This window comes from Stenotrophomonas sp. S4, from assembly GCF_054187805.2.
In genome coordinates this window covers 3201544-3223373 of the sequence record NZ_CM196188.1, presented here as the reverse complement: position 1 = coordinate 3223373, position 21830 = coordinate 3201544, and the positions used below count along the sequence as shown (strand labels likewise).

At 67.2% G+C, this 21830-nt stretch carries 21 protein-coding genes; 13 read left to right on the top strand and 8 right to left on the bottom strand.

All coding sequences use genetic code 11. The features are described 5' to 3' along the window. The first annotated feature begins 2 nt into the window (after positions 1-2). Complete coding sequence (locus ACUZUJ_RS15155; protein ID WP_093999890.1) at positions 3-707, top strand: isoprenoid biosynthesis enzyme family protein; 705 nt, start codon at positions 3-5, stop codon at positions 705-707. Between the two features lie 105 nt (positions 708-812). On the opposite strand, the gene ACUZUJ_RS15150 is transcribed toward ACUZUJ_RS15155, so the two are convergent. Genes ACUZUJ_RS15150 through yidD form a run of 3 tightly spaced genes read right to left on the bottom strand, consistent with a single transcriptional unit; the run spans position 813 to position 3260 of the window. Beyond that, a complete protein-coding gene (locus tag ACUZUJ_RS15150; RefSeq protein WP_182474387.1) occupies positions 813-1658 on the bottom strand; it encodes a M23 family metallopeptidase in 846 nt (281 codons plus the stop codon). Beyond that, entirely contained in the window at positions 1658-3004 is a 1347-nt protein-coding gene (locus tag ACUZUJ_RS15145) for a dihydroorotase (RefSeq protein ID WP_049442773.1), read from the bottom strand. Before ACUZUJ_RS15145 ends, ACUZUJ_RS15150 begins: the two co-directional genes overlap by 1 nt. Before the next feature lies 1 nt (position 3005). Continuing rightward, positions 3006-3260, bottom strand: coding sequence for a membrane protein insertion efficiency factor YidD (gene yidD / locus ACUZUJ_RS15140; RefSeq protein WP_005414016.1), 255 nt, complete (start codon positions 3258-3260; stop codon positions 3006-3008). A 271-nt stretch (positions 3261-3531) separates the two neighbouring features. Here yidD and dksA point away from each other — a divergent pair, with 271 nt between their 5' ends. Continuing rightward, entirely contained in the window at positions 3532-4761 is a 1230-nt protein-coding gene (gene dksA, locus ACUZUJ_RS15135) for an RNA polymerase-binding protein DksA (RefSeq protein ID WP_049442774.1), read from the top strand. 523 nt (positions 4762-5284) lie between these two features. On the opposite strand, the gene ACUZUJ_RS15130 is transcribed toward dksA, so the two are convergent. Genes ACUZUJ_RS15130 through cysS form a run of 3 tightly spaced genes read right to left on the bottom strand, consistent with a single transcriptional unit; the run spans position 5285 to position 8412 of the window. Next, positions 5285-6532 carry an MFS transporter gene (locus ACUZUJ_RS15130; RefSeq protein WP_101765814.1) on the bottom strand — a complete coding sequence of 416 codons (1248 nt, stop codon included), beginning with the start codon at positions 6530-6532 and terminating at the stop codon, positions 5285-5287. Beyond that, positions 6529-6981, bottom strand: coding sequence for a SufE family protein (locus ACUZUJ_RS15125; protein WP_010486631.1), 453 nt, complete (start codon positions 6979-6981; stop codon positions 6529-6531). Before ACUZUJ_RS15125 ends, ACUZUJ_RS15130 begins: the two co-directional genes overlap by 4 nt. A gap of 54 nt (positions 6982-7035) precedes the next feature. Then, positions 7036-8412: a cysteine--tRNA ligase gene (gene cysS, locus ACUZUJ_RS15120; protein ID WP_049442776.1), complete on the bottom strand. Its 1377-nt coding sequence runs from the start codon at positions 8410-8412 to the stop codon at positions 7036-7038. 188 nt (positions 8413-8600) lie between these two features. On the opposite strand from cysS, the gene ACUZUJ_RS15115 reads away from it, so the two are divergent. The 11 genes from ACUZUJ_RS15115 (at position 8601) to ACUZUJ_RS15065 (ending at position 20011) form a co-directional block, all read left to right on the top strand. Further along, on the top strand, positions 8601-9164 hold the full coding sequence (locus ACUZUJ_RS15115; protein ID WP_049442777.1) for a glycine zipper 2TM domain-containing protein: 564 nt from the start codon (positions 8601-8603) through the stop codon (positions 9162-9164). A 319-nt stretch (positions 9165-9483) separates the two neighbouring features. Continuing rightward, positions 9484-10494, top strand: a complete 1011-nt coding sequence (locus ACUZUJ_RS15110) for an N-acetylornithine carbamoyltransferase (RefSeq protein WP_014037861.1) — start codon at positions 9484-9486, stop codon at positions 10492-10494. Positions 10495-10613: 119 nt separating this feature from the next. Then, positions 10614-11810 (top strand): argininosuccinate synthase, encoded by a 1197-nt coding sequence (locus tag ACUZUJ_RS15105; RefSeq protein ID WP_049442778.1) that lies wholly within the window; start codon positions 10614-10616, stop codon positions 11808-11810. Between the two features lie 137 nt (positions 11811-11947). Next, positions 11948-13036 carry an acetylornithine deacetylase gene (locus tag ACUZUJ_RS15100; RefSeq protein WP_049442779.1) on the top strand — a complete coding sequence of 363 codons (1089 nt, stop codon included), beginning with the start codon at positions 11948-11950 and terminating at the stop codon, positions 13034-13036. A 74-nt stretch (positions 13037-13110) separates the two neighbouring features. Then, the gene (locus ACUZUJ_RS15095) at positions 13111-14439 is read left to right on the top strand and encodes an acetylglutamate kinase (protein ID WP_049442780.1); all 1329 of its coding nucleotides are present in this window, start codon (positions 13111-13113) and stop codon (positions 14437-14439) included. Positions 14440-14442: 3 nt separating this feature from the next. After that, the gene (locus ACUZUJ_RS15090) at positions 14443-15045 is read left to right on the top strand and encodes a GNAT family N-acetyltransferase (protein WP_049442822.1); all 603 of its coding nucleotides are present in this window, start codon (positions 14443-14445) and stop codon (positions 15043-15045) included. Continuing rightward, entirely contained in the window at positions 15042-15995 is a 954-nt protein-coding gene (gene argC, locus ACUZUJ_RS15085; protein WP_049442781.1) for an N-acetyl-gamma-glutamyl-phosphate reductase, read from the top strand. The genes ACUZUJ_RS15090 and argC overlap by 4 nt, the downstream gene beginning before the upstream one ends. A gap of 20 nt (positions 15996-16015) precedes the next feature. Continuing rightward, positions 16016-17311, top strand: a complete 1296-nt coding sequence (gene argH / locus ACUZUJ_RS15080) for an argininosuccinate lyase (RefSeq protein WP_049442782.1) — start codon at positions 16016-16018, stop codon at positions 17309-17311. Beyond that, positions 17311-17574, top strand: coding sequence for a YciI family protein (locus ACUZUJ_RS15075; protein ID WP_049442783.1), 264 nt, complete (start codon positions 17311-17313; stop codon positions 17572-17574). Before argH ends, ACUZUJ_RS15075 begins: the two co-directional genes overlap by 1 nt. 11 nt (positions 17575-17585) lie before the next feature. After that, positions 17586-18743, top strand: coding sequence for a glutamate 5-kinase (gene proB / locus ACUZUJ_RS15070; protein ID WP_049442784.1), 1158 nt, complete (start codon positions 17586-17588; stop codon positions 18741-18743). Further along, a complete protein-coding gene (locus ACUZUJ_RS15065; RefSeq protein ID WP_049442785.1) occupies positions 18740-20011 on the top strand; it encodes a glutamate-5-semialdehyde dehydrogenase in 1272 nt (423 codons plus the stop codon). Before proB ends, ACUZUJ_RS15065 begins: the two co-directional genes overlap by 4 nt. Before the next feature lie 95 nt (positions 20012-20106). Here ACUZUJ_RS15065 and pgaD read toward each other — a convergent pair whose 3' ends face one another. After that, positions 20107-20577 (bottom strand): poly-beta-1,6-N-acetyl-D-glucosamine biosynthesis protein PgaD, encoded by a 471-nt coding sequence (gene pgaD, locus ACUZUJ_RS15060; protein WP_049442786.1) that lies wholly within the window; start codon positions 20575-20577, stop codon positions 20107-20109. Then, positions 20574-21830, bottom strand: coding sequence for a poly-beta-1,6-N-acetyl-D-glucosamine synthase (gene pgaC, locus ACUZUJ_RS15055; protein WP_049442787.1), 1257 nt, complete (start codon positions 21828-21830; stop codon positions 20574-20576). Before pgaC ends, pgaD begins: the two co-directional genes overlap by 4 nt.

Genomic DNA, 21830 nt, shown 5'->3' with positions numbered 1-21830 from the left:
TAGTGAGCAGTACCGCGCTGGACAGTTTCCTCGACAAGTGGCGCAGCCGTTGGCCGGAATGGTCGGTGGCCGCCCCGTTCGTGGCCGAATCGCAACGCGAGCTTGCAGTGGCGTGGTTCGCGCTGCTGCAGGAATTCGACGACATGCTCAACACCAGCGGCGACCCGTTGCCGGCCGACGCCAAGCTGGCATGGTGGGGCGAGGAGCTGCGCAGCTGGGCCGCACATCGTTCGCGCCATCCGCTGGGTCGCCTGCTGGAGCCGGTGCGTGCGCCGTGGGCACAGTTGGCTGAAGCACTTCCGGACCTGGTTGAAGCGCGCACGGTCGCGCTGGATGCGGCCGGTGCCGAGCGCGCGCTGGCGAATTACGCCGAGGCCGTGGCCGCGGTGGAGGCGGCCTTGTTCGCCGACAAGCCGCGTACCGGCGCCGGCCGTGCGGTGCAGCTGCAGACCCTGGCCCAGCGCCTGCAGGATGCGGGCGTGGCCGGTGTGCCGCGCAGCCTGCTGGACGAAGACGCCAGCAATGCCGCACAGCGCTGGGCGCAGCATCTGTTGAAGGGGTGGGGCACCCGCGTGCCCGGCCCGCGCCCGCGCCGCGTGTGGTCCAGTCTGGCGCGTGCGCGCGTTGCAGCGCAGGCCGCAGGCAAGCCGATCGAAGCCACGCCGGTGCGCACCCTGCTGCGCGTATGGTGGGCCGCGCGCGGTTGATCGATCGGCCCTGCTGACTGCTTCTGGTGGGTGCGGACCTTGGTCCGCACGCTCTGAGGGATTGTGCCGACCAAGGTCGGCACCCACCAAAGCGCATTACGCGCGTTATTTGCGTTCCAGCACCAGCAGCGGGTCGATACGGGTATCGAACCAGTTCATGCCCCAGTGCAGGTGCGGGCCGGTGGCACGGCCGGTGGCGCCGACCGCGGCGATCACCTGGCCCTGTTCCACTCGGTCGCCGACCTTTACGTCGATGCGCGACAGGTGCAGGAAGTTGGAGCTGACCCCGAAACCGTGGTCGAGCAGCAGCGTGCCGCCGGTCAGGTACAGGTCCGGGCCGGCGAAGGTGACGATGCCGGCAGCCGGTGCTTTCACCGGCGTGCCGGTCGGCACCGCGATATCCATGCCGGAATGACCGGCGCCGGGCTGCCCGTTGTACACGCGCGCATTGCCGAAGCGGCCGCTGATGCGGCCCTGCACCGGCCAGATGAAGGTCTGGGTGAAGTCGGTGCGGTCGTCATCGCGGGCGCGTGCGGCGGTCACCTGCGCCTGTTCGCGCTTGATCCGCTCGGCAATCGCCGACGGCGGATTGACCGTCTTCGGCGGCACGCCGTTGACCCGCTCGGTCGGCCAGTCGCGCGGCGTCACCGCAATGGTCGCGGTCTCGCTGCCACCATCGGGGCGCTGCACCTGCACGCGCAGCGGGCCCTTCTCGTCACGGCCGATGCCGAACACCACGCTGCCGTAGCCGCTCACCCGCAGCTGGCGGCCGGCGTACTGCACGCGGCTGCCGGCGGGTACCTTGCCGATCACCAGCGCGCCCTGCGACGCGCTGGCCGGGAACACCACGCGGCTGTCGATCAGGCTGCCGATGCCATCCTGCGCCTGCGCCGGGGATGAGGAAAACAGGGGCGCGGCCAGCAGCGCCCCGATCAGAAGTGCGGAGCGCATCAGCGGTCGTAGGTCATGCGCTGGCCGGCGGGTTCGCCCACCAGCTTGCTGCCGTCCCACACCTGCTGGCCGTTGACCCAGGTGGAGGCGATGCGCGAACGGAAGGTGGTGCCTTCGAACGGCGACCAGCCGCACTTGGACAGCACATCCTCGCGCTTGACCGTGAACGGCACGTCCTCGACCAGGACCAGATCGGCGAAGTAACCCTCGCGCAGGAAGCCGCGCTCTTCCACGTCGAACAGCTGCGCCGGGGCGTGGGCGAACTTCTGCACCACCTGCTCGCGGGTCAGCTTGCCTTCGTGCACGCGCTCCAGCGCGGCCACCAGCGCGTACTGCACCAGCGGCAGGCCCGACGGCGCCTGCGCGTAGGGCTTCTGTTTCTCTTCCCAGGTGTGCGGTGCGTGGTCGGTGGCCAGCACGTCCAGCACGTCATCGGCCAGCGCGGCGGTGATCGCCTCGCGGTCGGACACTTCCTTGATCGCTGGGTTGCACTTGATCAGGTTGCCCTTGGTCGCATAGTCCGGGCGCGCGAAGTGCAGGAAGTGCACGCAGGTTTCGGCGGTGATCTGCTTGCGGCTGCCGTCGGCGCGGATCAGCGGGCCCTTCTCGAACAGCGCCAGTTCGTCGGCTGTGGAAATGTGCAGCACGTGCAGGCGGGTGCCGTGCTTGCGCGCCAGCGACATCGCCAGGCGGGTCGACTTGATGCAGGCCTCGCGCGAGCGGATGTCCGGGTGCATGTCCGGGGTCAGCGCGTCGCCGTACTTCTCCTGGAAGGCCTTCAGGTTGGCATCGATCATCGGCGTGTCTTCGCAGTGCGTGATGATCGGGGTCGGGCATTCGCGGAAGATCGCGTCCAGCGTTTCCGGGTTGTCGACCAGCATGTTGCCGGTCGAAGCACCCATGAACACCTTCACGCCGGGCGCCTTCTTCGGGTCCAGCGCACGGATCGCGTCCAGGTTGTCATTGCTGGCGCCGTGGTAGAAGCCGTAGTTGGCCCAGGCGCGGCCGCGCGCGAGCTCGTACTTGGCTTCCAGGATGGTCGAATCCAGCGTCGGCGGGTTGGTGTTGGGCATGTCCATGAAGCTGGTCAGGCCACCGGCCACGGCCGCGGCCGATTCGCTGGCGATGTCGCCCTTGTGGGTCAGGCCCGGCTCGCGGAAGTGCACCTGGTCGTCGATCATGCCGGGCAGCAGCCAGCGCCCGGCTGCGTCCACCACCTGCTCGCCGTCGCGCGGCGCCAGCCCGCTGCCGATCTGCGCGATGCGGCCGTTCTCGATGCGCAGGTCGCCGTCGAAGGTGCGGCCTTCGTTGACCATGCGGGCGTTGGTGATGAGAGTGGAGGACATGTCAGTGTTTTCCTGTGCAACGGCAAGAGGGGGCGTTGGGGGACTCGGGCACGGGGTCGAAGCCGCCGGGATGGAACGGGTGGCAGCGGCCCAGCCTGCGCGCAGCCAGCCAGCTGCCGCGCAGCGGGCCGTGCCGCGAGATGGCCTCCATCGCGTATTCAGAACAGCTCGGCACGAAACGGCAGCGTGGCCCCAGCAGGGGGCTGATGAAGCGCTTGTAGAAGCGCAGCAGGGCGATGAGCAGGCGCGAGATCACCCAGTCATCTTATGCCAGTTGGCATGAAGGCCGCATTTGTGCAGGATGGGCCGTTGGTCGCATGTCGCCGATGGCCTGCGACCGGTACCAGCACCTTCGGGTGCTGGCCAGGTTCCGTACCGCGCAAGGCGGTCCGTGTTCGTCGGACTGCCCCTTGGGCGCCTTGACTCCAGGACTGAATGGAGCAGGGTGCCGAGGTTGCTGCTGCGGGTCGGGTAGGCTATAAAGGCCCGCTTTCCCGGGCCCCGGGGAATCCAAGGAAGAGCGTTTCGTGGCTGCTAAAAAAACTGCAAAGAAGGCCGCAACGGCCGCCAAGAAAACCGCCAAGCCTGTTGTGAAGAAGTTGGCGGCAAAGCCCGTTGCCAGGAAGCCGGCCAGCAAGCCGGCGACCAAGGCAGCGTCCTCGCAACCGGCGGCCAGGAAGGCCACCGCAAAGAAAACGCCGGTCAAGGCGACCAAGCCGGTAGCGAAGAAGGCCGCTGCGCCCGCCAAGGCCAAGCCAGCCGCCGCCAGCAAGAAGGCGCCGGTGGTGAAGAAGGCTGCCAGCAAGGCTGCGCCGGTGAAAAAGGCCGCCGCCAAGCCGGTAGCGAAGAAGGCAGCAGCCAAGCCAGCGCCGAAGGCGGTGGTGAAGAAGGCTGCAGCCAAGCCGGTCGCAAAACCGGCGGCAAAGAAGGTCGCTGCGGCCAAGCCGGTCGCCACGCCTGCCGCTGTAAAGAAGGTTGCCAAGAATGTTGCCGCGCCGGCCGTAAAGCCGACCCCGGCCCCAGTAGTGAAGTCCGCACCGAAGCCTGCTGCCAAGCCGGCTCCGGCCAAGCCTGTCCCGGCCAAGACCGTGGCAGTGGCAGCAGCCCAACCGGCCTCCAAGCCGGCCCCGGCCGCCGCTCCTGCCGCCTCGAAGGCCCCGCAATCCAAGAATCCCGTGCCCGTTTCGAAATCGCCTGCCAAAACCGCCGTGAAATCCGATTCCGCCCCGAAGACCGTGTCGCGCCCTGTCGGCAAGGTTGCCGTGGCCGTCGCCGCCCGTTCGGCGGCACCGGCCCCGCGCAGCAAGTACAAGGTGGTCGAGTACAAGACCGACGAGGCCACTGGCCGCCCGATCCTGCCGGCTGGCTACAAGCCGTCCTCGGAAGAGGAATACATGAGCCCGCTGCAGCAGGAATACTTCCGCCAGCGCCTGCAGAACTGGCGCGCGGACCTGGTGGAAGAGTCCAAGCAGACCATCGAGAACCTGCGCGAGGAAGTGCGTGACATCGGCGACGAAGCCGAGCGCGCGACCCGCGAGACCGAGAATTCGCTGGAACTGCGTACCCGCGACCGCTACCGCAAGCTGATCGGCAAGATCGACAGCACCCTGAAGCGCCTGGAAGCCGGCGACTACGGTTACTGCGTCGACACCGGCGAAGAAATCGGCCTGGAGCGCCTGGAAGCGCGCCTGACCGCTGAGCGCACCATCGACGCCCAGGAGCGTTGGGAGCACCTGCAGAAGCAGCAGGGCGACTGATTCCCGATCGTTGTGATGTCATGCGAAAAACCCGGCCTCGGCCGGGTTTTTTGTTGGGAGGTGGTTGGCTGGGTAGAACGGCGCCTTCCGGGTATCGGACCCACCCGCAGGCTCTCGACGGTTTCCTGCGTGCGCGGTTGCTGTAAAGCCGAGCCCATGCTCGGCTCAGGCCGAAGCCAGAGGGCAAGGAAGAGCAAAAGCAAAAGCAGCCAAGCATGGCTTGGCTCTACCAAGGGCGGTCATGCGTGCGCTCGCGGCTGTTGGGTCCGCCTTGTAGCGAGCCGAGCACCGCAGGGGAATCAGGGGCGAAGAGGCGCCGCTGTTTGAGCGCAGCGAGTTCGGCGCCGCCCCCTGATTCACCGAGGAGCACAGGGCACCGGCGCGCAGCGCCGGCTCGCGGATGGCGGCGCGTTTCTTTGGTTACTTTCTTTGCGCGCGCAAAGAAAGTGACAAACCCATTCATCGAGGGAAAGTGACGTGGCCAGTCAAACGCCCGGCGCCGCCGAACGCGCTCTCCGCGGGGTCACTGCAGATCACGCAGATTCAGTTTCCGCAACGTCGGGTTCTTCCACGCGGTGATCCCGGCCACGCTCAGCACCGCGAACCCACCCAGCACTACTGCCGGCACCAAGCCGAGCAGCTTCGCCATCGTGCCGGCATAGAACGCGCCCAGTTCGTTGGACGAACTGATGAAGATGCCGTTGATCGACGACACCCGGCCGCGCATTTCCTCAGGCGTGGCCAGCTGCAGGATGGTCGAGCGGATCACCACCGAGACGCCATCGAAGGCCCCGTAGAACAGCAGGATCAGCGCCGACAGCCAGAAGTGCTGCGACAGCCCGAAGCTGATCACGCACAGGCCGAACCCGGCCACCGCGAACAGCAGCACGCGGCCGGCATTGCGGTGCAGCGGGTGGCGGGCCAGCCACAGGCCCACGCAGACCGAGCCCAGCGCCGGCATTGCGCGCAGGATGCCCAGGCCTTCCGGCCCGTGGTGCAGGATCTCGTGCAGGAACGCCGGCAGCATCGCCACCACGCCGCCCAGCAGCACCGAGAACATGTCCAGCGCCATCGCCCCGACCATGATCCGGTTGCCGACCACGAAGCGCGCGCCTTCAGCGATGCTTTTGAAGATCGGGGCGGCCGGGCCGGTATGCACCGGTTCTTCCACCTTCAGCGTGGCCAGGCAGGCCATCGCCACCAGTGCGAAGACGGTGGCCACCGCGTAGGACAGGCCCTTGCCGCCGAAACCCACCAGCACACCGCCCAGTGCCGGGCCGGCGATCATGCCGGCCTGGAATACCACCGCGCCCAGGCCGGCGCCCCGCGCGAACTGGTCACGGGCCAGTACGCGGGCGAACAGGGCGTTGTAGATCGGCGACAGGAAGGCGCGGACCATGCCGGTCAGCGCGATGGCTGCATAGATCGGCCACACGCCGTCGATCGGCAGCCAGCCCATGGCCACGCTGGTCAATACCAGTGCGGTGGCGACCAGTCCGCAACAGGCGACCATGCCGAGCCGGCGGCGCGGCAGATGGTCCACCAGGTAACCGGCAAACGGCGCCACGCAGAAGAACGGCACGACCTCGGCCAGGCCGATCAGGCCCAGCGAGAACGGATTGCGGGTGACTTCGTAGATGTGCCAGCCGACGGTGACCGCGACCACCTGGTAGGACAGCATCGCGAAGATGCGGTACGCCAGCAGCCTGGCGAATCCGGGCCGGGACAGCAGGCCCAGCGCGCTGTCTTCGGCTGTGGCAGGTTCGCTCACGACGGGTCGCGCTGCAGCTGCGCCTGCGCGGTCTCGCGGATGAAGGCCAGCATGGCCGCCACGCCGTTGCTGCGGGTCGGCGAGAGGTGGCGGGCCAGGCCGATGTCCTGGATGTAGCTCGGTTCGGTGGCCAGGATCTCCTGCGCCGAGCGCCCGGAGTACACGCGCAGGGCCAGGAAGATCAGTCCGGAGACGATGGCCGAATCACTGATGGCGTGGAAGCGCAGCGACTGCGCGTTGCCTTCGGGCACGATCCAGACCATCGACTGGCAGCCGAGCAGGCGATGCTCTTCGGTCTTCCACTCTTCCGGGAAGGCCGGCAGCTTGCGGCCAAGGTCGATCAGGTACTGGTAGCGCTCGGACCAGTCGCCGAAGAAGCCGAATTCCTCGGCGATGGCGGTCTGGGCCTCGGCGGCGGTGGGTTCAAGCGGGAACGGGGAGTCGGTCACAACAGTCTCTACGGTGGGGGCGTGGCCGGCGTGCCGGCCACGGGGCAGGGCGGGTCAGCCGCGCTTGCGCGACCAGCGCACGCCCTGCGGGGTGTCTTCCAGCACGATGCCTTCGGCGGCCAGCTGGTCGCGGATGGCGTCGGAACGGGCGAAGTCGCGCGCCTTCTTGGCAGCGGCACGCTCATCGATCAGGCCCTGGATGCGGGCATCGTCGCCGTCTTCGCTGGCCGCGGTGCCGAACCACTGCGCCGGATCGGCCTGCAGCAGGCCCAGTGCCAGGCCGGCGCCGAGCAGTTCACCCTTCAGGCGCGCCTGCTCGGCCGGGTCGGTGGCACGACGCGCATCGGCGGCGATGCGGGCCACTTCAGCCAGCGCCTGCGGGGTGTTGAGATCGTCGTCCAGGGTCGCTTCGACCGTGGCCGGAATCACTGCAGTGGCCTCGACCGATGCCAGCTCGCGCAGAGTGCCGTACAGGCGGTCCAAGGTGCGCACCGACTGTTCGATCAGGCCATCGGACCAGTCCAGCGGCTGCCGGTAGTGGGCCGACAGCAGGGCCAGGCGCAGCGCTTCCGGCGGGTGTTGGCGGACCAGATCGTGCACGCGCTCGATGTTGCCCAGCGACTTGCTCATCTTGGCGCCGCCGAAATTGAGCATGCCGTTGTGCAGCCAGAAACGGGCGAAGATCTTGCCGCCATGGGCGCATTCGCTCTGCGCCAGCTCGTTCTCGTGGTGCGGGAACTGCAGGTCGACGCCGCCGGCGTGGATGTCGATGGTCTCGCCCAGGTGGGCGGCAGCCATCGCCGAGCACTCGATGTGCCAGCCAGGCCGGCCCCGGCCCCACGGCGATTCCCAGCCGGGCAGGTCGTCACTCGACGGCTTCCACAGCACGAAATCACCCGGGTCACGCTTGTACGGGGCGACGTCGACGCGGGCACCGGCCAGCATTTCGTCCGGATCGCGGCGCGAGAGCTTGCCGTAGCCGTCGAAGCTGGCCACCGCGAACAGCACGTGGCCCTCGGCGGCGTAAGCATGATTGCTGGCGATCAGCTGCTCGATCATGGTGATGATCTGCGGAATGTGCGCGGTCACTTCCGGCTCGATGTCCGGTGGCACCACGCCCAGCGCGGCCATGTCTTCACGGTAGGCGGCGGCGAACTTGTTGGTGATGGTGCTGATCGGCACGCCCTGCTCACGCGCGGCGGTGTTGATCTTGTCGTCCACGTCGGTGATGTTGCGGGCGTAGCGCAGCGCGCCGAAACGGCGTCGCAGCAGGTCGGCCAGCACCCCGAACACCACCGGGCCACGGGCGTTGCCGATGTGCACGTAGTTGTAGACCGTCGGGCCGCACACATACAGGGTCGGACAGGCCGGATCGAGCGGGGTGAACGGTTCGAGCTGGCGAGTCAGGTTGTTGTGCAGGCGCAGGGTCATGGGGCTGTGGCTGGGGGACAAGCCTGTGATTTTAGAACGTGTCGGCCCCCTTTGGGGGCACCCGTTGCCACCGGTGGACGCCGGGGTCACCCAGGGTGGGGTGGGCAGGAGCGGCGTGGACGGGTAATGTTCAGCCCCTTGCGCTCGCCACTGCCTACACTATTGCCGTGTCCTTGCTCCCGTCGCCAATGAAATCCACCGCGTTGCTGACCCTGGCCTGCCTGTCGGCGCTGCCCGCCGTGGTGCTGGCGCAGGAGGCCGAGCCCCGCAACCGGGTGGTGATCGTGGAGAACGTGAAGTTCGACTATGCCCAGGTCCTGAACGTCGAGCCGGTGTTCCAGACCCTGCGTGCGACCCGCACCGAAGAGCACTGCGAGCCGGTGTCGACCCGGACCCTGGCCCCGGTCAACGTGACGGGCGAGGAGCCGGTCGAGGACAAGGGCCGGATCAGCCGCTTCTGGGACTCGGTGCGCTCGATGTTCAAGCGCAGCGACGAGGAAGCCGTTGAGGAGACCGGAGCCGAGACGCCGGCCCCGGCGCCGGCCAACACGGGCCCGATGCTGACCCGCGACTGCCGCATTGTGCCGGTGGGGCGTGAATTCCGCCGGCCCATCGCCTACGACGTGGATTACGTCTACAAGGGCACCAAGTACCGCTCGCGGCTGCCGGAAGACCCCGGCAACCGGCTCAAGATCCGGGTGTCGATCACTCCCTGGGTCGGCCCCGAGCAGGGTACTGCCAGCAATCCCTGATTCTGCGACCCCGGCCCCTTGCGCCGGCCCCGGGCGCATGCAAAGATATTTGACCATGAAGCTCACCGACTTCCAGCACGACAGCAGCGCAGCCCGACAGGCGTCTGGCATGACCTCGCGTGCGCGTCGACCGGAACCCCACATCCTCGCTGGGTAACCGGAGCTTTTTGCTGTTCGTCCGAAAAAAACCCAGCCCGCCGGCTGGGTTTTTTCGTTTCTGCGTTCTGAAAGCTGCAACTGCAACCTTTTCGCTCCACCTTTGGTTCCTGCTTTTCCCTTCCACTGCGTCGAACCCGGCGCCGCCACGCAAGGAAAGATGATGTCCCCCAAGCACTTCCTGAACACCCAGGACTGGAGCCGCAGCGATCTCGACGCGCTGCTGACCCAGGCCGCGCTGTTCAAGCGCAACAAGCTCGGCGACCAGCTCAAGGGCAAGTCGATCGCGCTGGTGTTCTTCAACCCGTCCATGCGCACCCGCACCAGCTTCGAACTGGGCGCGTTCCAGCTCGGCGCCCACGCGGTGGTGCTGCAGCCGGGCAAGGATGCGTGGCCGATCGAGTTCAACCTCGGCACGGTGATGGACGGCGATACCGAAGAGCACATCGCTGAAGTGGCCAAGGTGCTGGGCCGTTACTGCGACATCATCGCCGTGCGCGCGTTCCCCAAGTTCATCGACTGGGCCTACGACCGCCAGGACATCGTCCTCAACAGCTTCGCCAAGTACTCGCCGGTGCCGGTCATCAACATGGAGACCATCACCCATCCGTGCCAGGAGCTGGCCCACATCATGGCCCTGCAGGAGCACTTCGGCACCCAGGACCTGCGCGGCAAGAAGTACGTGCTGACCTGGACCTACCACCCCAAGCCGCTGAACACCGCCGTTGCCAATTCGGCGCTGACCATCGCCACCCGCATGGGCATGGACGTGACCCTGCTGTGCCCGACCGCCGACTACATCCTCGACGACCGCTACATGGGCTGGGCCGAGCAGAACGTGGCCGAGAGCGGTGGCTCGCTGAAGATCAGCCATGACATCGACAGCGCCTACGCCGGCGCCGACGTGGTCTACGCCAAGAGCTGGGGCGCGCTGCCGTTCTTCGGCAACTGGGAACCGGAAAAGCCGATCCGCGACCAGTTCAAGCACTTCATCGTCGACGAACGGAAGATGGCGCTGACCAACAACGGTGTGTTCAGCCACTGCCTGCCGCTGCGCCGCAACGTGAAGGCCACCGATGCGGTGATGGATTCGCCGCAGTGCATCGCCATCAACGAAGCCGAGAACCGCCTGCACGTGCAGAAGGCGATCATGGCCGCGGTTGCCGGGCGCTGAATCAAACAAGGGGTAGAGCCGACCGTTGGTCGGCTGCTCCCGCAGCGGCGCATCCAACATTTCAGCCGACCAGCGGTCGGCTCTACCGAATTCCCATCCCCCAAGTGGACCTGATCCCCATGAGCAACAAAGACGTCGTTCTCGCCTTCTCCGGCGGCCTGGATACCAGCTTCTGCGTGCCGTACCTGCAGGAGCGCGGCTACAACGTGCACACCGTGTTCGCCGACACCGGCGGCGTGGATGATGAAGAGCGTGATTTCATCGAGAAGCGCGCCGCCGAGCTGGGCGTGACCAGTCACGTCACCGTCAACGGTGGCCCGGCCATCTGGGAAGGCTTCGTCAAGCCGTTCGTGTGGGCCGGTGAGGGCTACCAGGGCCAGTACCCGCTGCTGGTCTCGGATCGCTACCTGATCGTCGATGCCGCGCTGAAGCGTGCTGCCGAGCTGGGCACCAACATCATTGCCCATGGCTGCACCGGCATGGGCAACGATCAGGTCCGCTTCGACCTGGCCGTGAAGGCACTGGGCGACTACCAGATCATCGCGCCGATCCGCGAGATCCAGAAGGAACACACCCAGACCCGCGCCTACGAGCAGAAGTACCTGGAAGAGCGCGGCTTTGGCGTGCGCGCCAAGCAGCAGGCCTACACCATCAACGAGAACCTGCTGGGTGTGACCATGTCCGGCGGCGAGATCGACCGTTGGGAAGCCCCGGGTGAAGGCGCGCGTGGCTGGTGCTCGCCGCGCAGCGAATGGCCGGAACAGGCGCTGACCGTGACCCTGAAGTTCGTTGAAGGCGAAGCCGTCGAACTGGACGGCAAGGCGCTGCCGGGCGACCAGATCCTGGCCCAGCTCAACAAGCTGTTCGCCCCGTACGGCGTTGGCCGCGGCGTCTACACCGGCGACACCGTGATCGGCCTGAAGGGCCGCATCGTGTTCGAGGCCCCGGGCCTGGTCTCGCTGCTGGCCGCGCACCGCGCGCTGGAAGATGCCGTGCTGACCAAGCAGCAGAACCGCTTCAAGCCGGACGTCGCACGCAAGTGGGTGGAGCTGGTGTACGAAGGCTTCTACCACGACCCGCTGAAGACCGACATCGAGGCATTCCTGAAGTCCTCGCAGGCCAAGGTCAATGGTGAAGTGGTGCTGGAAACCCGCGGCGGCCGCGTCGATGCAGTGGCGGTGAAGTCGCCGCACCTGCTCAACGCCAAGGGCGCCACCTACGCGCAGTCGGCCGACTGGGGCGTGGAGGAGGCTGAGGGCTTCATCAAGCTGTTCGGCATGAGCTCGACGCTCTTTGCTCAAGTCAACCGTGGTTGACTTGAGCACGAGCCCGCGCATTTCACCTTAACCCTGCGCCTTCGGCGCGCCCCCTTCAACAAGAAGGGGGCTCTCCACCAGACGCATTACGGTAGCGCCGGGCCATGCCCGGCGGAATTCCACAGGATCTTTGATTCATGCTTGAACAGACGATCTCGCATCTGCAGGCGCTGGTGTCCTTCGACACCCGCAACCCGCCGCGTGCGATCACCACCGGTGGCATCTTCGATTACCTGCGCGCGAACCTGCCCGGCTTCAACGTCGAGGTGATCGACCATGGCGCCGGTGCGGTCAGCCTGTACGCCGTGCGCGGCACGCCGAAGTACCTGTTCAACGTGCATCTGGACACCGTGCCGGATTCGCCGCACTGGAGTGCCGACCCGCACGTGATGCGGCGCCTGGACGACCGCGTGGTCGGCCTGGGCGTGTGTGACATCAAGGGCGCCGCCGCTGCACTGGTGGCGGCGGCCAACGCCAGCGATGGCGATGCCGCCTTCCTGTTCTCCAGCGACGAGGAAGCCAACGATCCGCGCTGCATCGCCGCGTTCCTGGCGCGTGGCCTGCCGTATGAAGCGGTGCTGGTGGCCGAGCCGACCATGAGCGAAGCGGTGCTGGCGCATCGTGGCATCAGTTCGGTGCTGATGCAGTTCGCCGGCCGCGCCGGCCATGCGTCCGGCAAGCAGGATGCGGCCGCCAGTGCGCTGCACCAGGCCATGCGCTGGGGCAACCGCGCGCTGGACCATGTGGAATCGCTGGCCTCGGCCCGCTTTGGCGGACTGACCGGCCTGCGTTTCAACATCGGCCGCGTCGAAGGCGGGATCAAGGCCAACATGATCGCGCCGGCTGCCGAGGTGCGCTTCGGGTTCCGGCCGCTGCCGTCGATGGACATCGACGGGTTGCTGGCAACCTTCGCCGGTTTCGCCGAGCCGGAAGCCGCATTGTTCACTGAAACCTTCCGTGGCCCCAGCCTGCCGGCCGGTGACATCGCCGAGGCCGAGAACCGCCGCCTGCTGGCGCGCGATGTGGCCGATGCGCTGGAGCTGCCGATCGGCAACGCGGTGGATTTCTGGACCGAGGCTTCGTTGTTCTCGGCCGGTGGCTACACCACGCTGGTGTTCGGTCCGGGCGACATCGCCCAGGCCCACACCGCCGATGAGTTCGTGACGCTGGAGCAGCTGCAGCGCTACACCGACGCCGTGCATCGCATCATCGCCGCCGGCGCCTGATCGACCCCACAACGCCGCCCGGCCCTGCCGGGTGGAACTGCAACGCGGCGACCGCCGCCTGTGACGAAACCGAAATGTCTCCTGCCCTCCAGCCCCACCGCCAGACCCGCCAGACCATCGTGCGCCTGCTTTCCAGCATGGCCAGCGCGAAGGAGATCAGCCAGTACCTCAAGCGCTTCTCGCAGCTGGACGCCAAGCGTTTCGCCGTGGTCAAGGTTGGCGGCGCGGTGCTGCGCGACGACCTCGACGCGCTGACCTCCTCGCTGTCGTTCCTGCAGGAAGTCGGGCTGACCCCGATCGTGCTGCACGGCGCCGGCCCGCAGCTGGATGCCGAACTGTCCGCCGCCGGCATCGAGAAGCAGACCGTCAACGGCCTGCGCGTGACTTCGCCGGAAGCGCTGGCGATCGTGCGCCGGGTGTTCCAGCAGTCCAACCTGCGCCTGGTCGAGGCGCTGCAGCAGAACGGCGCGCGCGCCACCTCGATCACCGGCGGCGTGTTCGAGGCCGAGTACCTGGACGTGGACACCTACGGCCTGGTCGGCGAGGTGAAGAAGGTCAACCTGGCACCGATCGAGGCCAGCCTGCGTGCCGGGTCGATCCCGGTCATCACCAGCCTGGGCGAAACCGCGGGCGGCCAGATCCTCAACGTCAACGCCGACTTCGCCGCCAACGAGCTCGTACAGGAGCTGCAACCGTACAAGATCATCTTCCTGACCGGCACCGGCGGCCTGCTGGACGAGCAGGGCAACGTGATCGATTCGATCAACCTGTCCACCGAGTACGACCACCTGATCGCGCAGCCGTGGATCCACGGCGGCATGAAGGTGAAGATTGAACAGATCAAGGATCTGCTCGACCGCCTGCCGCTGGAGTCGTCGGTGTCGATCACGCGCCCGGCCGACCTGGCCAAGGAACTGTTCACCCACAAGGGCTCGGGCACGCTGGTGCGCAAGGGCGAAAAGGTGCTGCGCGCCACTGCCTGGAGCGAGCTGGACCTGCCGCGCCTGAAGGGCCTGATCGAATCCAGCTTCGGCCGCACCCTGGTGCCGAAGTACTTCGAAAAGACGAAGCTGCTGCGTGCCTATGTCAGCGAGAACTACCGCACCGCGGTGATCCTCACCGACGAGGCGGAGGGCGTGTACCTGGACAAGTTCGCCGTGCTCGACGATGCGCAGGGCGAGGGCCTGGGCCGCGCGGTCTGGAACGTGATGCTGGAGGAAACACCGCAGCTGTTCTGGCGTTCGCGCCACGGCAACCCGATCAACCACTTCTATTACGCTGAATCCGACGGCTGCTACAAGCAGGACCACTGGAAAGTGTTCTGGTTCGGTGCCGATGGCATCGACCGGATCAGCACCTATGTCGACCATTGCGCCCAGCGCGCACCGAGCCTGCAGGACTGAATGATGGACCATTCCGATCACTGGACTACGATTCCCACTCTGCGCGGCCAACACGTGACACTGCAGCCGCTGCAGCCCGAGCATGTGCCTGGCCTGCGCGCCGCCGTGGAGGGCAGCGGCCTGGACCAGCTCTGGTACACCCAGGTGCCTTCGCCGGAGCGGGTCGAACACTATGTGCAGGCCGCGCTGCAGGCGCAGGCGGAAGGCAAGGTGTTGCCGTTCGTGATCCTTGATGCGGCGGGTGACATCGTGGGTACCACCCGCTTCTACGACCTGGATGCCGGCGTGCCCAAGCTCAGCCTGGGCTACACCTGGTATGCACCGCGCGTGCAGCGTACCGGCGTCAACACCGAAACCAAGCTGTTGCTGCTGCAGCACGCCTTCGAAACCATGGGCTGCATCAGCCTGGTGCTGGAAACCAGCTGGTTCAACTTCACCTCGCGCACCGCCATCGCCCGCCTCGGCGCCAAGCAGGATGGCGTGCTGCGCAACCACAAGCGGCACGCCGACGGCACGCCGCGCGACACCGTCATCTTCTCCATCATCGATGCGGAATGGCAGGGCGTGAAGCGCCACCTGCAGTACCGCCTGGACAGTCACGCATGAACGATTCGACTTTCACCCTGGGCATCGTCGGGGCCCGTGGCCATACCGGCGCCGAGCTGATCAAGCTGGTGGCCGCGCATCCGCGCCTGAAACTGGCCTTCGTCTCCTCGCGCGAGCGTGCCGGGCAGCGCCTGTCCGACCATCACCCGGAATTCCAGGGTGAGCTGCAATACGAGAACCTGGACGCCGACGCGGTGGCCGCCAAGGGCGTGGACGCGGTGATCCTGGCCCTGCCCAACGGCCTGGCCGCTCCATTCGTGGCGGCACTGGAAGCGGTGAAGCCGGACACTGTCATCGTCGACCTGTCGGCCGACTACCGTTTCGACAACAGCTGGTACTACGGCCTGCCGGAGCTGACCCGCGGCCGTTACAACGGCCAGAAGCACATCAGCAACCCGGGCTGCTATGCCACGGCGATGCAGCTGGCGGTGCATCCGCTGCTGGACCTGCTGGCCGGCCCGCCGCAGTGCTTCGGTGTGTCAGGCTACTCCGGTGCCGGCACCACGCCGTCGGACAAGAACAACGTCGAACTGCTGGCCGACAACCTGATGCCGTATGCGCTGACCAACCACGTGCACGAGCGCGAGGTGTCGGTGCAGCTGGGCGTGGCGGTCGAGTTCATGCCGCACGTCGCGCCGCATTTCCGTGGCATCACGCTCACCGCCAACCTGTGGCTGAACCGCGTGCAGACCCGCGAGCAGATCGTCGAGCGCTTCCAGCAGGCCTATGCCGGCGAACCGCTGATCGAGGTGGTGGATGAAGCGCCGTGGGTCAGCCGCATTGCCGGCCGCCACGGTGCCCAGGTCGGCGGCTTCACCCTGGCCCCGGGCGGCAAGCGGGTGGTGGTGGTGGCGACCCTGGACAACCTGCTCAAGGGCGCGGCCACCCAGGCCATGCAGAACCTCAACCTCGCGCTGGGCATCGACGAACTGACGTCGATCCCGCACTGAACACGCATTCCGGAGCCCCCATGGCAGACCTTCTTTGGCAGAAGCCCGGCGTCGCTGTCGACGCCCAGATCCAGACCTTCCTCGCCGGCGACGACGTGATCCTCGACCGCGAGTTCTTCCTGCATGACATCGCCGCCAGCGCCGCGCATGCACAGGGCCTGCAGCACATCGGCATCCTCAGCGCCGACGAGCTGGCCGGCCTGCTGCGCGAGCTCGACGTGCTGGCGCAGGATTTCCGTGAAGGCCGCTTCGTGCTGGACACGCAGTACGAAGACGGTCACTCGGCGATCGAAGCGCGTTTGACCGAACGCCTCGGCGATGCCGGCCGCAAGATCCACACCGGCCGCAGCCGCAATGACCAGATCCTGGTCGCCACCCGCCTGTGGCTGAAGGAGAAGCTGCTGCGCGTGGCCCAGCTCAGCGCCGACGTGGCCAAGGTCGCGCTGGACCGTGCGCAGGCCGAGAAGGACCTGCCGATTCCTGGCTATACCCACATCCAGCGCGCCGTGGTCTCCTCGGCCGGCATGTGGTGGGCCGGCTGGGCCGAGGCCTTCATCGACAACGCCATCCGCGCCCGCGACACGCATGCGCTGGTGGATGCCAATCCGCTTGGCACCGCCGCCGGTTACGGTGTGAACCTGCCGCTGGACCGCGAGCACACCACGGCGGCGCTGGGCTTCGCGCGCATGCAGGTCTCGCCGATCTACGCGCAGCTGTCGCGCGGCAAGTTCGAGCTGGCCGCGCTGGAAGCGCTGGGAGGCGCCACGCTGGACCTGCGCCGCATCGCGTGGGACCTGTCGCTGTTCACCAGCGCCGAATTTGGTTTCGTGGCATTGCCGGCGCAGTACACCACCGGCAGCTCGATCATGCCCAACAAGCGCAACCCGGACGTGATCGAACTGATGCGTGCGACCCACGCCAGCGTCGCCGCCGCACGCACCGAGATCGAGCAGCTGCTGTCGCTGCCGTCCGGCTATCACCGTGACCTGCAGTCGTCCAAGGGTGCCATCTTCCACGGCTTCGGCCGTGGCCTGGCCGCGCTGGAGCTGCTGCCGGCGCTGCTGGCCAACCTGGAATGGCGCGACGACAGGCTGCGTGCGGCGATCGATTCGGGCATGTATGCCACCGACGTGGCCGTGGAAGCGGCCGTGGCCGGCGTGCCGTTCCGCGAGGCCTACAAGGCCGCCGCGGCGGGCGCCGACAGCGCAGGGCAGGGACGCACGCCGGAAGGCAGCCTGGTCGCACGCGTGTCGCCGGGTTCGGCCGCTGATCTGCGCCTGGATGAACTGCGTGCACGCTGGCAGGCGTTGTCCTGATGGCGGCCACGGTGTATCTGGTGCTGGCGATGCGCCGCCCCGACTTCAACGCCGCGGCGGTGCAGCCGCACCGTGATTTCCTCGATGCGTTGCAGGCACAGGGCAAGCTGCAGCTGACCGGTGGTTTCGCCGATGGCAGCGGTGGTGCCTATGTGCTGTGCAACGTCGAGAGCCTGGAACAGGCGCAGGCCATCGTCGCTACCGATCCGCTGGTGACGATGCACGCTTCCGAGCTGACCGTGCACGAATGGAATACCCGCTGAGGCCCTGACCGATGACCCTGCACGCCGCCAACGTCGCCTCGCCGTTCCCGCAACAGGCGCTGCCGCCGTGGCGGCGTGCAGTGCTGAAGGTCGGCAGCAGCCTGCTGGCGGCCGATGGTGGCGGCCTGTCGCCACGCCACGCGCTGGGCCTGGCCCAGTTTGTTTCCGCCAACGTACTGGCCGGGCGCGAGGTGGTGATCGTCTCCTCCGGTGCGGTTGCGGCGGGGCGCGCGATCCTGCCGCGGGCCGATGAACCCGGTGCGGCGATGGCGGCGCGGCAGGCCCTGGCCGCGCTCGGCCAGGCGCAGCTGATCGGGCTCTGGCAGCGATTCTTCGAGCGCCCGGTGGCGCAGGTGCTGCTGACCCACGACGACCTGCGCAACCGCCGCCGCTACCTCAACGCACGCGCTACGCTGAGCGAACTGCTGCGCCTGGGTGCGCTGCCGGTGGTCAACGAGAACGACACCGTGTCGGTGGACGAACTCAAGCTCGGCGACAACGACAACCTTGCCGCGACCGTGGCCGCACTGGTCGATGCCGATGCGCTGTTCATCGCCACCGACATCGACGGCCTGTACAGCGCCGACCCGCGCACCGTGGCCGACGCGCGGCCCCTGCACGACGTACCGGAACTGAGTGACGATGTGCTGGCGATGGCCGGTGGCGCTGGCTCGCGCGCCGGTACCGGCGGCATGCGGACCAAGCTGGAGGCGGCGGCCAAGGCGGGCCGTCTTGGCATCGAGACCTACCTGTTCAACGGCCGCAGCAGCGACGTGGTGCGCGCGCTGGCGCAGGACCGCCTGTTCGGCACCCGCATCCATGCCGCACGCAGCCGCGAGGCCGCCCGCAAGCACTGGTTGCGGCACGCGCCGCTGGCCGAGGGCGCGATCATCATCGATACCGGTGCGGCACAGGCGATGCGCGAGAAGGGCGCCTCGCTGCTGCCCGGTGGCATCACCGGTGCTGAGGGCGCGTTCCGCCGCGGTGACATGGTGCAGGTGTGCTGGATCGCGCCGCAGGGGCGTGTCTGTGTCGCCCGCGGCGTCAGCCAGTACGCCGCCGATGACGTGCGCCGGATCGCCGGCCACCATTCGCGCGACATCCAGGCCGTGCTCGGCTACAACTACGGCGGCAGCGTCGTCCATCGCGACGACCTGGTGCTGCCATGAACGGTTTGAAGGACACCCCGATGAGCGAAATCGAAGCGCAGGTGCGCGCCTGCCGCGATGCGGCGCAGATCGTTGCCGGCCTGGACAGCGCGGCGCGGCGCACGCTGCTGCTGGCGATGGCGCAGGCACTGGAAGTGAATGCAGGGCTGATCCTGGCCGGCAACGCGCGGGACCTCGCCGCCGCGCGTGACAAGGGCGTTGGCAGTGCCATGCTCGATCGCCTGGCGTTGGACCCGGCGCGCCTGTTCGCGATGGCCGAAGCGGTACGCGAAGTGGCGGCACTGCCCGATCCGGTCGGCCAGGTCACCCGCGACGAGGTACGTCCGAACGGCATCCGGGTGCAGAAGGTACGCGTTCCGCTGGGGGTGATCGCGATGATCTACGAAGCCCGCCCGAACGTGACCGCCGAAGCGGCCGCGCTGTGCCTGAAGGCGGGCAATGGCGTGATCCTGCGCGGTGGTTCCGAAGCGATCCACTCCAACACCGCCATCGCCCAGGCGCTGGCCGGTGCATTGAAGGCCAACGGCGTACCGCCGGCGGCGGTGACCGTGCTGACCGACCTGCGCCGTGAAGCGATGCTCGAACTGCTGCAGCTGCATGAGCTGATCGACCTGGCCATTCCGCGCGGTGGCGAAGGACTGATCCGCTTCGTTGCCGAGCATGCGCGCGTGCCGGTGATCAAGCATTACAAGGGCGTCTGTCACCTGTTCGTGGATGCCAGTGCCAACCTCGGCAAGGCCATCGACCTGCTGGTGGACGGCAAGTGCAGCCGTCCTGCGGCCTGCAATTCACTGGAGACGCTGCTGGTGCATCGTGATGTGGCCGAAGCGTTCCTGCCGCGCGTGGCGCAGGCGCTCGGCGAGCGCGGCGTGCAGCTGCGTGCCGATGCACTGGCGCAGCCGCTACTGCCGGGCAGCATATTGGCCACCGAAGACGACTATGCCGCCGAGTTCCTTGATCTTGTGCTGGCGGTGCGCGTGGTTGACGATCTCGACGCTGCCATCGCGCACATCCGTACCTACACCTCCGACCATACCGAAGTGATCGCCACCGAAGACGCGGGCAACGCCGAGCGCTTCGTCACTGCACTGCGCTCGGCGGTGGTGATGGTCAACGCTTCGTCGCGTTTCTCCGACGGTGGCCAGCTGGGCCTGGGCAGCGAGATCGGCATTTCCACCACGCGCCTGCACGCCTACGGCCCGATGGGGCTGGAAGCGCTCACCGTCGAACGATTTGTCGTGCGCGGGGAAGGGCAGACGCGCAAGTAGATCCACGCCATGCGTGGATGCTCTTCGCGGTAGACCCCGGTGCCGACCAAGGTCGGCACCCACCAGAGAGAACGCCGACCAAAGTTGGCATCGGTCTACACCACCTCGCGGCGGATGCCGATCGGCCGCGCGTGATCGTCCATGTGCAGCGTTGCGGCCTTGCAGCCCAGCAGGCGTTCGGCCAGCCCGGTGCTGGCGCCCAGGTCGGCGGCCACCTCGTTGAGGCTGGCCAGCGGCCGCGGCAGGCGGCGCTCGCGGCCACGGAAACGGGCGCGGTTGTACTCGGCCCAGCCGATCAGCAGCACGCTGGCGCACAGCAGCATCAATGGCAGCGCGACCAGCACGTACGGGTCGAACTGGTTCTGCCGTTCGTACAGTTGCCGCCAGGCCAGCTGGCCACCGATCAGCCACGAGAGCAGGGTCACCAGGGGCGCCCACAGGTAGAAGTAGAAGCCCCAGAACGCCAGGGTGACGAAGCCCCAGGCAGTGCGCTGGAAGCGTGGCTGGCGGTGCGGCTTGCGGATCATCCGCGAGTCGAAACGGTTGGACGGGCGTTGCGCGTTCATCGGATCCCCCGGTCAGGGCTGGTCCAGGTGGCCCGCTTGCTGCGACGGCGCAGCAGCGTCTTCGGCAGCGCCACCAGGGTGGTGGAAAGGCTGATCAGCCAGTACGCCATCGGGTACCAGATGACCCAGAAGTAATTGCGTCCAATCTGTGTCTCGTAACGCCGGTCGATGATCAGGCTGCTGGCGAACTGCAGCAGGCAGACCAGTGCCAGGATCACGCCATGCCACTCCGGCAGCAGGCTGGCGATATGCAGCTGCGGCGGCAGCTCGATGAACTTGCCGAGTGCCCACAGCAGCACGATGAACAGCATGGTGTAGGCCCACACCACGCTCAGCACGTACTCCAGCAACACGCCCCACATGCGGCGCTCTTTCCAGTGCAGCAGCGAGCGCGCGTGGCGCAGCATCACCTCCACGCCACCCTGGGCCCAGCGCAGGCGCTGCCGCCACAGCCCCTTGAGCGTTTCCGGCATCAGGATGAAGCACAGCGCGTTGGGTTCGTAGCGGATATCCCAGTGCGCGCGCTGCAGGCGCCAGCTGATGTCGATGTCCTCGGTCACCATGTCATCCGACCACCAGCCGACCTGGTGCAGGGCGGTGCGGCGGAAACCGGCGATCACGCCGGAGATGGTGAAGATGCGCCCGTACACCCGCTGCGCCCGCTTGATCATGCCGATGATCGAGGAGAACTCGGCCACCTGCAGGCGCCCGAGCAGGGTGGAGCGGTTGCGGATGCGCGGGTTGCCGGTGACCGCGCCGACCCGGTTGCCACTGACCAGGTGCCAGATCATCCAGTGCAGCGCGTGTTCTTCCAGCATTGCATCGCCGTCGATGCACACAAGATATTCCGAGCGTGCCGCCAGCGCGCCCATGCGCAGGGCGTTGGCCTTGCCCAGGTTGCGATCCAGGTGCAGCACGCGCAGCCGCGGGTACTTCGCGGCCAGCGCATCCAGGCGGGCACCGGTGTCGTCGCTGCTGCCATCGTCGATGGCGATTACCTCGTAATCGGCCGGATAGCGCTGTGCCAATGCCGCACCAAGCGTGTCGCCCAGGTTCTCCGCTTCGTTGTGGCAGGGAATCAGCAGGGTGGCGAACGGTGGATCGATCATCAGCGGTGGATCGTTGCGTGGCCGCGAATGCCGCTCGCGCCGGAAGTAGTAGTAGAGGCCACCGGACATCCAGAAGAACGCCATCACCATCGGGTAGTAGAAGGCGAACTGGAACAGGACCTGCAGCAGCGGATGCATGTCCAT